At 65.1% G+C, this 13,906-nt stretch carries 11 protein-coding genes; 10 read left to right on the forward strand and 1 reads right to left on the reverse strand.

Features of this window, described 5'->3' with window-relative positions; translation table 11 throughout:
* The first annotated feature begins 20 nt into the window (after positions 1-20).
* Positions 21-1,874: a bifunctional homocysteine S-methyltransferase/methylenetetrahydrofolate reductase gene (locus DESUT3_RS02190; RefSeq protein WP_221250839.1), complete on the forward strand. Its 1,854-nt coding sequence runs from the start codon at positions 21-23 to the stop codon at positions 1,872-1,874.
* Here the strand turns inward: DESUT3_RS02190 and grxC are convergent.
* On the reverse strand, positions 1,852-2,124 hold the full coding sequence (gene grxC, locus DESUT3_RS02195; RefSeq protein ID WP_221250840.1) for a glutaredoxin 3: 273 nt from the start codon (positions 2,122-2,124) through the stop codon (positions 1,852-1,854). The genes DESUT3_RS02190 and grxC overlap by 23 nt on opposite strands.
* Before the next feature lie 91 nt (positions 2,125-2,215).
* Between grxC and DESUT3_RS02200 the strand changes: the two genes are divergently transcribed.
* The 9 genes from DESUT3_RS02200 to DESUT3_RS02240 all read left to right on the forward strand — a co-directional run bounded on the left by DESUT3_RS02200 (position 2,216) and on the right by DESUT3_RS02240 (position 13,838).
* On the forward strand, positions 2,216-2,632 hold the full coding sequence (locus tag DESUT3_RS02200) for a hypothetical protein (protein ID WP_221250841.1): 417 nt from the start codon (positions 2,216-2,218) through the stop codon (positions 2,630-2,632).
* Between the two features lie 279 nt (positions 2,633-2,911).
* Complete coding sequence (locus DESUT3_RS02205) at positions 2,912-4,936, forward strand: FAD-dependent oxidoreductase (RefSeq protein WP_221250842.1); 2,025 nt, start codon at positions 2,912-2,914, stop codon at positions 4,934-4,936.
* 84 nt (positions 4,937-5,020) lie between these two features.
* On the forward strand, positions 5,021-7,597 hold the full coding sequence (locus tag DESUT3_RS02210; protein WP_221250843.1) for a molybdopterin-dependent oxidoreductase: 2,577 nt from the start codon (positions 5,021-5,023) through the stop codon (positions 7,595-7,597).
* 81 nt (positions 7,598-7,678) lie between these two features.
* Positions 7,679-7,993 carry a cupin domain-containing protein gene (locus tag DESUT3_RS02215; protein ID WP_221250844.1) on the forward strand — a complete coding sequence of 105 codons (315 nt, stop codon included), beginning with the start codon at positions 7,679-7,681 and terminating at the stop codon, positions 7,991-7,993.
* A gap of 272 nt (positions 7,994-8,265) precedes the next feature.
* The gene (locus DESUT3_RS02220) at positions 8,266-10,527 is read left to right on the forward strand and encodes an APC family permease (RefSeq protein ID WP_221250845.1); all 2,262 of its coding nucleotides are present in this window, start codon (positions 8,266-8,268) and stop codon (positions 10,525-10,527) included.
* A gap of 111 nt (positions 10,528-10,638) precedes the next feature.
* Positions 10,639-10,971 (forward strand): arsenosugar biosynthesis-associated peroxidase-like protein, encoded by a 333-nt coding sequence (locus DESUT3_RS02225; protein WP_221250846.1) that lies wholly within the window; start codon positions 10,639-10,641, stop codon positions 10,969-10,971.
* Positions 10,972-10,990: 19 nt separating this feature from the next.
* Complete coding sequence (gene arsS, locus DESUT3_RS02230) at positions 10,991-11,986, forward strand: arsenosugar biosynthesis radical SAM (seleno)protein ArsS (protein ID WP_221250847.1); 996 nt, start codon at positions 10,991-10,993, stop codon at positions 11,984-11,986.
* 198 nt (positions 11,987-12,184) lie between these two features.
* Positions 12,185-12,721, forward strand: coding sequence for an acyloxyacyl hydrolase (locus tag DESUT3_RS02235; RefSeq protein ID WP_221250848.1), 537 nt, complete (start codon positions 12,185-12,187; stop codon positions 12,719-12,721).
* Positions 12,722-12,896: 175 nt separating this feature from the next.
* Positions 12,897-13,838, forward strand: a complete 942-nt coding sequence (locus DESUT3_RS02240) for an ABC transporter substrate-binding protein (RefSeq protein ID WP_225911599.1) — start codon at positions 12,897-12,899, stop codon at positions 13,836-13,838.
* The last annotated feature ends 68 nt before the right edge of the window (positions 13,839-13,906 follow it).

Consider the following 13,906-nt stretch of genomic DNA (forward strand, 5'->3'; position numbering starts at 1 on the left):
GTCGACAGGGTGAATAGCCGATGACCCAATCCGCCCATCGCGGCCCGCGCTTTCTGGATCGTCTCGCCGAGCAGGTGATCATCGGCGACGGGGCCATGGGGACGCTGCTCTACAGCCGCGGAACCCCGCTCGATGTCAATTTCGAACATCTCAACCTGGTCAAGCCCGAGCTGATCCGCGAGGTGCACGGGGAATATCTCGCCGCGGGCGCCGCTCTGGTGGAAACCAACACCTTCGGGGCCAACGCCCTGAACCTAGGCGCAGTCGGCCTGGAGGGAAAGGTTCGGGCGATCAACGAGGCCGGGGCCCGGCTGGCCCGGCAGGCGGCCGGCCCCGGGCGCTTCGTGGCCGGTGCGGTGGGCCCGCTGATCCGTCCGCGCGGCGAAGCCGCTGAAGTCCCCCGTTCCCAGCGCCGGGCGGTTTTCCATGAACAGATGGAGGCGCTGGCCGAAGGGGGGGTGGACCTGTTCATGCTGGAGACGTTCTCCTCCCTGGAAGATCTGGAGCTGGTTCTCGATGTGGCCAGGGAGCTGGGCCTGCCGGCGGTGGCCCAGATGGCCTACCTGGAGGGGGGGCGCACCCGGGAAGGGGTGAGCGCCGAAATCGGTGCGCGCAGGCTCACCGAGGCCGGCGCCTCGGTGCTGGGGGCCAATTGCGGCTCGGGCCCCCGCGAGCTGATCCAGGTGCTGGAGCGCATGGGGGCGGTTTCGCCGCTGCCGCTCTCCGCCTTTCCCAACAGCGGATTTCCCCAGTACCTGGACGGTCGCTACATCTACCTGGCCACCCCGGAGTATTTTGCCGCCAAGGGGGCCGAAATGGTGGCCGCCGGGGCAGCGCTGGTGGGGGGGTGCTGTGGGACGACTCCCGAGCACATTCGCGCCCTGGCCGAGGCCCTCAAGGGGATGCGCCCTGCCGCGCGAAAGCTCCACCCGGTCCGGGGGCTCACCGCGGTCGCCGAACCCGTCGCGGCGCCGGCGGGAGTGCGGCCGACCTTCCTGGATGGCTGGGGCAAGCGGCCGGTGGTTACCGTGGAACTCGACCCGCCCAGGGGGGTGGACTGCGAAAAGGTGCTCGCCGGTGCCCGGGAGCTGGCTGCGGCGGGGGTCGATGCCATCAGCCTGGCCGAAAATCCCCTGGCCCGCATCCGCATGGGCAACCTGGCGCTGGCCCGGGTGATCCAAGAGCAGACCGGCCTCGAGGTCATCGCCCATGTCACCTGCCGCGACCGCAACCTGATCGGCCTGCATTCGGAACTGATGGGCGCCCACCTGCTGGGCTTGCGCAACATTCTGGCGGTGACCGGGGATCCGGTTTCGGTGGGGGGGGAATCGGGGGCAACCAGCGTCTTCGACCTGAACTCCGTCGGGCTTCTCGAACTGCTCTCGGCGCTCAACGCCGGAAAGAGCCTGCTCGGGGCGGAGCTGGGCGGCCGTACCCAGTTCCTGCTCGGGGCGGCCTTCAACCCCAATCTGCCAAGCATGACCGGGCAACTCAACCGGCTGCGCAAGAAAATCGCCGCCGGTGCCCGCTTTGTCCAGACTCAGCCCATCTACTCAGAACGGATTCTCCAGCAGCTGATCGAGCAGACCGACCCCCTGGAAATCCCTGTCCTGGTGGGGGTGCTGCCGCTGGTGAGTGAGCGGAACGCCGAGTTCCTGCATAACGAAGTGCCGGGGATTACCCTGCCGGAAGAGGTGCGCAGGCGCATGAAAGGCAAAAGTGGCGAGGAAGGGGTGCGGGAAGGGATGGCTATCGCCCGGGAGCTGGTGGAGGCCGGGCGGGGCAAAGTCGGTGGCTGGTACCTGATGCCCCCCTTCGGCAAGGTGGGACTGGCCCGGGAGCTGGTGGAGTTTATCCGCGGCGCTGCGCCTTGAGACCCAGCCGGCCGTCGAGCTCGCCGGTTTCGTCCAGGTCGAAGAGTTCGCTGCAGCCCCCCAGCAGCACGCCGTCGATGAAAATTTCCGGAACGGTCTGGCGGCCGGAGCGCTGTTGCATCTCCTTTTCCTTGAGCGGGTCGGCGGTGACGTCGTATTCAACGAAGCTTACCCCCTTGATCCGCAGCAGTTCCTTGGCCCGCTTGCAGTAGGGGCAGTAGCTCTTGGTATAAATTTCCACCTTGTTCATTTCCGGCTCCTCGCAACCTGGTCACAGTGGAGACTCATTTTAACTGAGGTTGCCCGACTTGCAAGAGAACTCCGAAAAAAGGGGTGAGCTGATGCGCAGAATCAAAGGTTTGGCCCTGCTGGGGCTCTTTTTTCTCCTCCTGGGCGGCTGCGGGGTGGTGGTGCAGCCCGGCAAGGAATTCCATCTGGCCAGCCGGGATTTCGCCCAGCGACTGCGCTGGATGGATGTTTCCGGGACGGCGCGGCACATGCTCCCCGAGTATGCCGAGGATTACCGGCAGCGGTACCTGGGCAGGGAGGACCTGCGCATAGTCGACGTACGTTTCGAAACCATCGAGTTGCTGGAGCAGGGCAGGGAAGCCGAGGCCCGGATGGTGGTCGAATACTACCTGCTCCCCTCGCTTAATGTGAAAAAATTCCGTTTTTCCCAGCATTGGGCTTACCTCGGGGGAGATCGCTACCACCCCGGGGTCTGGACCATCACCTCACCATTCCCGCCATTTCCCTGAACTTTCAGGAGTCCCTTCTGCGCGGCTCGACTACCCGCAGGCCCATCCCCGCCGGGGTCGAGAAAAGCCCCCGTCATTTCGATCCTTTATTAGGAGTCTTTGGTGAATGCGGGGCAAATTTCCCCTTGATTTAGGTTTAACAGATATGCTATTTAACTGCATACTGTATACAAAATGATGAGCATTTGACACAGGAATTTGTGCAGCGTTTCCGAAACTTTCAAGGACTTCTGCGTGCCCTTTTAGCGGTTAGGGGGCAGGTACGTATGGGAGGTCGGTTTGGCCCAGATCGTTTTTTCCAGTTGGGGTAGTAAGATTGTCGACAATCGCCAGGGCGGCGGCAGCGAGGCGCAACCTGCCAATCTGAAGTTACCCGCTACCTACGACGGAGAGCGGCCCTGGGCTGCCTTCCTGGGGTGGGACGGGGTGGTGGTCGCCGACCCGAAGGTGGACATCGTGGCCATGGCCGCGGAGTATGCCAAGCGGGTTCAGGAAGATTACTGCTGCGCCAAGTGCACGCCGGGGAAAAAGGGGACTCGCGTCCTGCAGGACACGCTGGCCCGCATCCTCTCCGGTCACGGCGAGGAGCGCGACCTGGACACCATCGAGACGGTGGCCGAGCTGCTGCAGAACTGCAAGTGCACCCTGTGCCTGAGCTCGGCCAAGCCGCTGGTCGATACGGTCAAGCACTTTCGCGCCGACTATCTCGCCTACATCAGCGGTGAGCGCAAGCCCCGGGCCGCCTCCCGCTACCAGGTCAAACTGACCGCCCCCTGCCAGGACAAGTGCCCGGCCCACATCGACATCCCCGCCTACATCGAGGCGATCAAGGAATACCGTTTCGACGAGTCCTTGGCCACCATCCGGGAGAACATGCCGCTGCCTTCGGTGTGCGGCAGGGTCTGCCCCCACCCCTGCGAAACCGCCTGCCGGCGCAAAAACGTCGACGAACCGATCAGCATCATGGTGCTCAAGCGCAGCGCGGCCGACTGGGAGATGCTGCGCAAGCAGGAGCCGCCGATGCGCCCCAAGCCGCGCAAGAACCAGACCGTCGCGGTGGTCGGCGCCGGGCCGGCCGGCCTGGCGGCGGCCTACTACCTGGCTTTGGAAGGGTTCCCGGTCACCATCTACGAGGCGCTCCCCGAAGGGTACGGCGGCGGCATGATCGCCGTCGGCATCCCCCCCTACCGCATGCCGCGCCACATCCTGCAGCGCGACATCGACATCATCAGCGCCCTGGGCGTCGAGATCATCTACGACACCCGGATCGGCAAGGACATCACCCTGCCCCAGCTCAAGGAGAAGTACGACGCCGTGCTGCTCGCCCCCGGCGCCCATCGCTCCAAGCCGATGGGGGTCGAAGGTGAGGACAAGGGCTACAAGGGCTTTCTCACCGGCGGCATCGATTTTCTGCGCGAGGCCTACATGGGCCGCCCCACCGGCATGGGCAAGAAGGTCGTGGTGGTCGGCGGCGGCAACACCGCCATCGACTGCGTCCGCGTGGCGCTGCGCGAGGGGGCCGAGGAGTCGACCCTGCTCTATCGCCGGACCCGCAAGGAGATGCCTGCCGATGTCTGGGAGGTCGACGGCGCCGATGAGGAAGGGGTCAAGTTCGAATTCCTGGTCCTGCCCACCAAGATTGTCGTCGATGAAAAGGAGCAGGTCACCGGCGTCGAGTGCGTGCGCATGGAACTCGGCGAGCCCGACGCCTCGGGCCGCCGGCGCCCCCAGCCGGTGGAGGGGAGCGAGTTCATCATCGAGTGCGACACGGTCATTCCGGCCATCGGCCAGGACCCCGACCTCTCTTTCATCCCCGAGGGGATGGGGATCGACATCACCCGCTGGAATACGGTGGTCACCAAGTACCTGCCGCTCAAGGATGCCGAGGGCAAGTCGCTCAAGGACGGCATGGGCAACTACCTTTCGCGGACCCTCATCACCGATCTGGACGGGGTGTTCGCCAGCGGTGACGCCGAAATCGGCCCGCTCACCGTGGTGGCCTGCGTCGGCAACGGACACCGGGCCGCCCGGGTGATCCAGCGCTGGCTCGAGGAAGGCAAGGCATACCTGAGCGACGACGAGATCTTCGACGACATTCTCACCAACCTGGGGGTGTACGACAAGAGCGAGCAGGTCCCCTGGCTCGATTCGGCCAAACGCGAGCACCAGAGCGAGATCCATGGTCGGGAACGGGCCAGCTACAAGAACTACTGCGAGGTGGAACTCGGCTTCACCAACAGCCAGGCGGTCAAGGAAGCCGAGCGTTGCCTGCGCTGTTATCGCGTGGCCATGGTTGCCATGTAGGTCCAGGACATCCTTCTCTTTATTGCGGCGGCGGGCCCGGGTGCGCAGTTCGGGTTATCAGCCAGGTTTTGAGGTGAGAATAATATGGTCAGCTTGACAATAGACGGCAAGACGGTAAGCGTCCCTGCGGGAACCACGATCCTGGAGGCGGCCCGCAAGATCGACATCGCCATTCCGACCCTGTGTTGGCTGCAGAAGGTCTCGCCGACGGGTGCCTGCCGCATCTGCGCCGTGGAGATCACCGGCGTCGACCGGCCGATGACCGCCTGCAACACCCCGGTCAAGGACGGCATCGTTGTTACCACCCAGTCCGAAAAGCTCAGCGCCATCCGCCGGCAACTGGTGGAGATGGTGCTGGTCAACCACCCCCTCGACTGCCCGGTCTGCGACGCCGGCGGCGAATGCGACCTGCAGAACATCTGCTACGATCTCGACGTCACCTCCCAGCCCTTCGAGGCCGAGGACGTCAACCACCCCACCATCGACGAGTGGCCGCTGATCCAGCAGGTCCCCTCACGCTGCATCCTCTGCGAGAAATGCGTCAAGGTCTGCCACGAGGCGGTCGGTTCGAGCTCGCTGTGGCTCAACGACAAGGGGGACCGGGCGTTCATCGACAAGCACCTGGAGCTCTGCGAATTCTGCGGCAGCTGCGTGCAGGTCTGCCCCACCGGGACAATGATCTCCAAAACCTTCAAGTTCAAGGCCCGTCCCTGGGAGTTGCGCAAGACCCCCTCGGTCTGCACCTACTGCGGCAGCCAGTGCCAGATCGACATCAACGTCAAGAACAACCAGATCTATCGGGTCACCTCCGAGGACGGGGTGACGGTCAACGACGGCCAGCTCTGCATCGGCGGGTTCTTCGGCTACGGCTACGTCAACTCGCCCAAGCGCTTGCTGCGCCCCAGTGTGCGCAGTGCCAAGGGGGCGAGCGTCAGCGAGGTCGGCTGGGACGAGGCCCTGGGCACCGTGGCCGGCAAGATCCGCGAACTCTGCGCGGCAGGCGGTGCCGGCGCCATTGCCGGCCTCGGTTCGGCGCGGCTGACCAACGAGGAAAACTACCTGTTCCAGAAGCTGTTCCGCGCCGCCATCGGCAGCAACAACATCGACTCCGAGGCCCGCTTCGGCGCCCTGCGCGCCCTCAAGACCCTCGACGGCGCCCTGGGTCTGCGCGGGGCAAGCAACTCCATGGACCGTATCGGCAGGGCCGGGGCGGTGCTGGTGTTCGGCTCGGATGTGACCGCCGAGGCGCCGGCCATCGACTGGCAGATCGAGAAGGCCTGCCGCAAGCACGACGGCAAGCTGGTAGTGGCCAACATGCGCCCGGTCAAGCTGGTGCGCTATGCCGAATCCTTCCTCAACTACCGCCCCGGCAGCGAGGTGGCTCTGGCCAATGCTCTGTCCCGCATCCTGCTCGACAAGGGACTGGCCGACGAGGGTTTCCTCGCACGCTATCTGAACAATCTCGATGAGCTCAAGCAGCATCTGCAGGGGATCGATCTCGCCGAGGCCGCCGCGGCCACCGGCCTGAGCCTCGGGAACCTGGAGGAGGCCGCCCTCTACCTGGGACAGGCCGATTCGGTGGCGGTGGTTTTCGGTGGGGACATCACCCGCAGCGTGGGGGCCGAGCAGAAGGTGCTCGCCATCGCCAACCTGGCCATGGTCTGCGGCGCCCTGCACGGCGACGTCGGGGGCCTTTTCCCGGTAGACGAAAAAGGCAACATGCAGGGGCTGCTCGACATGGGGGTGCGTCCCGAGGCCCTGCCCGGACACCAGGATTACGAGGCCGCACGGGGGCGCTTCGAGCAGGCATGGAAGGTCCAGCTCCCCAAGGGCGGACTGGATGCCCAGGGGATTCTCGAGGGGATCGAGAAAGGGGAGATCAAGCTGCTTTACCTGGCGGCGGTCAACCCGCTGGTCTCCTTCCCGGAAAGCGGCCGCTGGCGCCAGGCGCTGCAAAAAGTCGACTGCCTGGTGGTGCAGGACATTCTCGCCTCGGAGCTGACCGAGCTGGCCGACGTGGTGCTGCCGGGCACCTCATTCGCGGAAAAGAGCGGCAGCGTCACCTCCCTCGACCAGCGGGTCAGCTGCCTCGGCAAAGCCCTCGCGCCCCTCGGCGAGGCCCGGGAGGATTGGGATATCCTGACCGACCTCTACAACCGGGTCGCCTCCAGGAGCCGCCAGCTGAACCCCGAGGCGGTGCTTGCCGAGATCAAGGAGCTGGCTCCTCTTTATTCCGAGGTCTGTTTCGTCGGCCAGGGACGCTGCAAGCCCTGCCTGAAAGAGCCGTTCCGCCTCGAGGAAGCCGCCCTGACCTATTATCCCGCCCAGGGGGGCGAAGCGGCCGGCAAGGGGCTGGAGCTGCTGGCCGGCAAAATCCTCTTCCAATTCGGGACCACGTCCACCGCCGCCGACGGCTGCCTGGCCGTGGCTCCTGGCGGGTACATCGAGATGCACCCGGAGGACGCCTCGGCCTGCGGGGTCAAGGAGGGCGACGCGGTTACCCTGACCTCCAGCGTCGGTTCGGCCAAGGGGGCGGTGCGCATCAGCCAGCAAACCGCCAAGGGCCTGTTGTTTGCACCCTACCATTTTGCCGATCTCAACATTCAGCAGATCATCCCTGCCGGCCGCAACCGGGTGGCCGTCCAGGTAAGCAAGTCTTGACGGCGGAATGCCGGCTGACTTAATATCGAGGCGCCCGGAAGTGTTCCGGGCGCCTTTTTATTTTTCTCCGGGGGAGTGAGCATGGTGACCGTATTCTGCGATTACAAGGACAAGGTGGATTTCAACACCGAAAAGGCCAACAAGGTTTCGCTCGCCGAGACCGCGCATTCCCGCACCACGCTCTGGTGCCTGTTGCCGGGGCAGCATATTCATCCCCATGTTCATGCCGGTGACCATATCTGGGTGGTGCTCGAGGGCGGGGGGAATTTCCTCAGCGACGACGCCCCCGAAGCCATCGGCCCGGGGAAGGTCCTGGTGGTGCCGGCGGGAAAATCCCACGGGGTGGAAAACACCGGCAAGCAGGGGCTGATCTTCATCAGCGTCTCGGCTGGCTGATTTTCCCCTGCCGTAAGCAGAGGTCTTTCCCAGGCCCCCCGCGCGTCGGGGGGCCTTTTCAGTTCCGGGGCGGCTTGCCGCCGGGGACCCTGGCGGTGAACCTTCACCGGGTCCCCCCCCCGGAACCGGCCGCTGGGCGGCGCGAGCCGTTGGCGGTTGATTTTTCTGCGAATTCTGACCTAGTATTGGGTTTTTCCTATCGGATTTTCCCTCCAGGGAACGCCCCGCTGCAGGGCTGGGCCCGGGAGGCGGCTGCGCGGGAGGGAGTGCCCATGTTCGATATGTTCCAGCGTGAGCGACCCGCCCGGCCGGCCGGGACCCGGCGTTTTCCCCCGGCGCAGGGGCGCAAGCTCGGCACCTTTCTGGGGGTCTTCACTCCGACCATCCTGACCATTCTCGGGGTCATCATGTACCTGCGCTTCGGCTGGGTCGTGGGGCATGTCGGGCTGCTGAAGACCCTGCTTATCGTCGTCCTGGCCAACGCCATCACCATCATCACCTCCCTGTGCCTCTCCGCGGTGGCGACCAACAGTCGGGTCGGGGTCGGCGGCGCTTACTTCATTATCTCCCGCAGCCTGGGTCTGGAAATCGGCGGAGCCATCGGCCTGCCCCTGTTTCTCTCCCAGGCCTTTTCAGTCACCCTCTACGCCTTCGGCCTGGCCGAATCCCTGCGTTTCGTCTGGCCGGGGGTGCCGGTTCAGGCGGCCGCCTTTCTGATCATCCTGGCCGTGGGGGCCCTGGCCTTTCGCGGTGCCGGAGCCGCCCTGCGCTCCCAGCTGCCGATCATGGTGCTGATCGCCCTGTCCCTGCTGGCCCTGGCCGGCGGCGCCCTGTTTCACGAGACACCAGAGGCCGGGGCGCTGGTCGCGGCGTCGGGGGAGGTGGGGTTCTGGGCGGTATTCGCGGTCTTCTTCCCGGCGGTGACCGGCATCATGGCCGGTCTCAGTCTTTCCGGCGATCTGCAGGACCCCCGCCAGGCCATTCCGCGGGGGACTCTGCTGGCCACCCTGACCGGCTTCGGGGTCTATCTGGTGGTGCCGGTGCTGCTCGCCATGGGCAGCGACATCCAGAGCCTGCGCGAGGATCCGCTGGTCTGGACCAAAATTGCCGTTTTCGGCCCCTGGTTGGTGCTTCCCGGGCTGTGGGGGGCGATCTTCTCCTCGGCGGTCGGTTCCATGCTCGGCGCGCCGCGCACCCTGCAGGCCCTGGCCATGGACCACTTGGCGCCGCGCCAGCTGGCCACCCTGGCGGGCAAACAGCAGGAGCCGGTCCTGGGCCTGATCGTCACCCTGGCTCTGGCCCTCGGGGCGGTTTTTCTCGGCTCGCTGAACACCGTGGCCACGGTGGTGACCATGTTCTTTCTCACGGTCTACGGGACGGTGAACCTGGTCGCTGCCCTGGAAAAACTCTCGGGCAACCCCTCCTGGCGTCCCCGGGTGCAGGTGCACTGGGCGGTGAGTCTGGCCGGGGCGTTGGGCTGTTTTGCCGTCATGGTGCTGATCAACCTGCCGGCGAGCATCGCCGCGGTGGTCATCGAGCTGAGCCTCTGGCTGCTGCTCAAGCGCCGCGAGCGCAAGGAGGACTGGGGGGACGTGCGCCGCGACGTCTACGAGGCGATCATCCGCTGGGCGCTGGTCCGCCTGTCCAATCGGCCGATGACCGCGCGCAACTGGCGGCCGCACGTTCTGGCCTTCGTCGGCAACATCGAGCGACGGCTCGAGCTGGTGCGCTACGGCGCCTGGTTCAGCGAGGACCGCGGGGTGGTGACGGTGGCCGAGCTGGTGGTCGGCGACCTGCTCGACCTGGATCTCGACACCCACGAGCGCCAGCAGCAGATCGACGCCATCCTCAAGCGGGAGGGGATCGTCGCCTTCGGCGAGGTGGACGTGGTGCAGAACATCGAGCGGGGGATCGTGGCGGTGGCCCAGGCCAACGGCATCGCCGGCATCGAAAGCAACACCGTGCTGCTCGGCTGGCCCGACAGCCAGGAGCGGCTGGTGCATTTTCTGCGCGTCATCCGCCGGCTGCGCCGTCTGCACCAGTCGATGCTCATCGGCAAGGTGCAGCCCCTCGGCCCGAGCGAAGAGGGCAAGCCGCGGACCATCCACGTCTGGTGGGGAGGGCTGCAGCGCAACGGCGACCTGATGCTGCTGCTCGCCTACCTGCTCAGCCGCAACCCCGACTGGCGCGACGCCCACATCCACATCAAGAGCGTCGCCTCCAACCAGCTGATGAAGGAGAAGACCGAGGGGACCCTGGCCCGCCTGATCCCCGAGATCCGCATCAATGCCGAGATCGAGGTCATGGTCAAGCCGGAGGATGTCACGGTGGTGGACCTGATCCACCGCCAGAGCGCCGCGGCCGACCTGGTCTTTCTCGGCCTGGCCGCCCCCGAGCCGGGAGAAGAGGAGGAGTATGCGCGGCGCCTGGCCGAGCTGGCCGAGGGGCTGCCCTCCTTCTTCTTCGTCCACAACGGCAGCCTGTTCATCGGTGAGCTGGTCTCTCCCAAGTCCGCGGCCCCTCAGACAAACTGAGGAGTTGGGGAAGGCAGCAAGGTGGCCCCGGCGCGGGCCCTGTGGTACTCTGAAGCGATCCGCTACCCGGGGCGCGCCCCATCAACCCATTATTCAAGAGGGATCCCACAAATGGAAAACTATTACGATCCGGCCGATCTGCCCAAATTCGCCGAAATCGGCAAGGAGGCCCCGGAACTGGCCAAGAAGTTTTTCGACTACTACGGCCAGGTGTTCGCCGAGGGGGAGCTGACCGAGCGGGAGAAGGCGCTGATCGCCCTGGCGGTGGCCCACACCGTCCAGTGCCCTTACTGCATCGATGCCTACACCAGGGCCTGTCTGGAAAAGGGCTCCAACCTGGGGGAGATGACCGAGGCCCTGCACGTGGTCACCGCCATCCGCGGCGGGGCATCGCTGGTGCACGGTATGCAGATGCGGCGCATCGCCGAAAAAATCTCCATGTGAGCGGACGGGGACCAACAGCATGAAGCAAGAAGAACCCAGGCAGGAGCCTGCCGGCAGCCGAAGGTCGGATCTCCCTGCGCAGGATGGCGCTTTTTCGCAATCCCTGCAAGGCCATGGGCTGGAGCTGGTGCGGGGCGAGACCCACACCCTGCAGGTCAATGTCGGCCTGCTCTGCAACCAGGCCTGCCGCCATTGTCACCTCGAGGCGGGCCCGACACGCCGGGAGGTGATGTCACGGGCGACGATGAACGACGTCATCGCCTACGCGCGCCGGGTGCGTTTCGAGGTCATCGACATCACCGGCGGGGCTCCTGAGATGGTGCCGGACATCGAATACCTGATCGGGGAACTGGCGCCGCTGACCCCCCGCCTGATGCTGCGCTCCAATCTCACCGCATTGGGGCAGGAGGGGCGCGAACGACTGCTGGAGCTCTGCGTCCGGCAGCGGGTGGTCATTGTCTCCTCCTTCCCGGCCACCAACCCCGGCCAGACCGATTCCCAGCGGGGCCAGGGGGTCTGGGAGCAGAGCATCGCCATGCTCCGGCGCCTCAACGAGGAGGGTTACGGCATCGAGGGGAGCGGGCTGGAACTCGACCTGGTGGCCAATCCCGCCGGGGCCTTTCTGCCCACCTCCCAGCAGGAGGCCGAGCGCAAGTTCAAGCGCGATCTCGAGCGCAAGTTCGGCATCGTTTTCAATCACATCTACACCTTCGCCAACATGCCCCTGGGCCGATTCCGCGCCTGGTTGGAGAAATCCGGCAACTATCGCCCCTACATGGAAAAGCTGGCGCAGAGTTTCAACCCCTGCACGGTGTCCGGGCTGATGTGCCGCACCCTGGTTTCGGTCTCCTGGGACGGCTACCTCTACGATTGTGACTTCAACCAGGCCGAAGGGCTGCCCCTGGGGGGGGAGAAAATCCATGTGGCGATGATGCCGGGGCTGCCCGAGCCGGGGACTCCCATCGCCGTTGGGGATCATTGCTACGCCTGCACCGCCGGTTCGGGCTTCACCTGAGGGGGCTCCATCGCGACCTAGTTCAGGTCGAAAATTAAAACCATGGCCGCTTCGAAATTCGGGAGCGGCCTTTTTGTTTTTAGAAAACCCCGGGCCTGCTGGACATTCGTTCGCCCAGGCGTAAACTCTCTATAAGACTATTGATTTCCTGCGGTTCGCTCGAAAAGCGCGGGTGCCGCAGGGGTGCAAGGAGGAGAGATGAAACATCTGATGCTGGTCCTTTTGGGAATCGGCCTGGTCATGGCGGTTGCCGGCGCAAGCCGGGCGGCGGAGCAGGCCGAAGTCGTTTACCAACTGGGAGGCCTCAAAGTCCTGGGGGATGCCCCCCATTACCTCGATCTGGGAGCGGGGGGGTACGGTGCTTTCCATGGCGGCAACGAAAGCGCTGCGGGCACCCTTCAGCTGCGCTTCGGCAATAAGTTGTCCTTTATCGGCCCGGCCCTGGGGGTGATGGCCAACGTGGATGGCGGGGCCATGGCCTATGCCGCGCTCTATGCGGAGCTGGCCGTGGGCAGGTTGGTGTTCACCCCGCTGATCGGGTTCGGTGCCTACGAGGCGGGGGACAGCAAGGATCTGGGCGGGGTATTGCAGTTTAGTGACGAAATCGGCGTAGCCTACCAGTTTGCCAACCGGTCGCGCCTGGGTTTGCGTTTCGTACATATCTCCAATGCCGAGATTCACGACAAGAACCCAGGGGTGGACAGCCTGTACCTGACCTTCGCCATCCCCTTCTGAGGGGGAAGGTTCGCTGCGGTTTACCTGGTGTTCAGACCTCCCAAGTCAGCGGGGGAGGGAGGGAAAAAGCCTCCCTCCCCCGTTTTGCCGAGGGGATTCTTGACGAAACCCCTGGATTCCGTTTAGATTAGGACCTCGCACTGGCTAGACCACTGACCCGCCCGGGAGGATCACCGTGAAAAAGTTCGCCGCCGCCCTTGCCATTATCGCCATGACCGCCCTGCCGGCCCTGGCCAAAGGCTACACCATATCCTTCAACCAGATCGTCGAGCACCCGGCGCTCGACGCCCTGCGCAAAGGGGTGCAGGACGAGCTGGCCGCCCAGGGGTTCGAGGTCAGCTATAACATCCACGTAGCCCAGGGGAACATCTCCACCGCCAACCTCATCGCCCGGCAGATTCTCGGCGAGAACCCCGACCTGGTGGTGAGCATCGCCACCCCGACCAGCCAGGCCTGCGCCCAGGTGATTAAGAAGATCCCCATCGTCTTCGCCGCGGTCAGCGATCCGGTGGGCGCCGGGCTGGTGCCGAGCCTGGAGAAGCCCGGCGGCAACATCACCGGCACCACCGACATGAGCCCGGTGGACCGGCAGGTCGATCTGATCCGCGAGTTCCTCCCCGGGCTCAAGCGCCTGGGGGTGATCTACAACTCGGGCGAGGCCAACTCGGTGAGCATCGTCAAGGCCCTCAAGCAGGTCTGCGACCAGTTGGGCATCACCCTCGAGGAGGCGACCATCGCCAACTCAGCCGGGGTCTACCAGGCGGCCAAGAGCCTGGTCGGCCGCAGCGATGCGGTCTACATCCCCACCGACAACACGGTGGTCTCGGCCTTCGAGGCGATCACCAAGGTCGGCTACGAGAGCAAGTTGCCGATCTTCGCCGCCGACGTCGACTCGGTGGGACGCGGCGCCATCGCCGCCCTGGCCGTCGACTACTACCAGATGGGCCGGCAGACCGGCGAGATGGCCGCCCGGGTGCTCAAGGGCGCTGACACCGCCGGCATGCCGGTGGAGACTCTCAGGGAGTTCCAGATCCACCTCAACCCCGCCTCGGCGAAGAAGATGGGGGTGGAGATTGCCGAGGCGATGTTGAAGAGGGCCGACAAGATCGTCGAATAACCTGCGGAGAACAAAAAGACCTTCTCACCACGAAGGACACGAAGTACACGAAGTAAAGCCTTTTGGGG

The organism is Desulfuromonas versatilis, from assembly GCF_019704135.1.
Classification (GTDB): domain Bacteria; phylum Desulfobacterota; class Desulfuromonadia; order Desulfuromonadales; family NIT-T3; genus Desulfuromonas_A; species Desulfuromonas_A versatilis.

Coding starts and splice junctions, on each gene's coding strand:
- DESUT3_RS02190 (WP_221250839.1), top strand. CDS start 21: ATGACCCAATCCGCCCATCGCGGCCCGCGCTTTCTGGATCGTCTCGCC.
- grxC (WP_221250840.1), bottom strand. CDS start 2,124: ATGAACAAGGTGGAAATTTATACCAAGAGCTACTGCCCCTACTGCAAG.
- DESUT3_RS02200 (WP_221250841.1), top strand. CDS start 2,216: ATGCGCAGAATCAAAGGTTTGGCCCTGCTGGGGCTCTTTTTTCTCCTC.
- DESUT3_RS02210 (WP_221250843.1), top strand. CDS start 5,021: ATGGTCAGCTTGACAATAGACGGCAAGACGGTAAGCGTCCCTGCGGGA.
- DESUT3_RS02215 (WP_221250844.1), top strand. CDS start 7,679: ATGGTGACCGTATTCTGCGATTACAAGGACAAGGTGGATTTCAACACC.
- DESUT3_RS02220 (WP_221250845.1), top strand. CDS start 8,266: ATGTTCGATATGTTCCAGCGTGAGCGACCCGCCCGGCCGGCCGGGACC.
- DESUT3_RS02225 (WP_221250846.1), top strand. CDS start 10,639: ATGGAAAACTATTACGATCCGGCCGATCTGCCCAAATTCGCCGAAATC.
- arsS (WP_221250847.1), top strand. CDS start 10,991: ATGAAGCAAGAAGAACCCAGGCAGGAGCCTGCCGGCAGCCGAAGGTCG.
- DESUT3_RS02235 (WP_221250848.1), top strand. CDS start 12,185: ATGAAACATCTGATGCTGGTCCTTTTGGGAATCGGCCTGGTCATGGCG.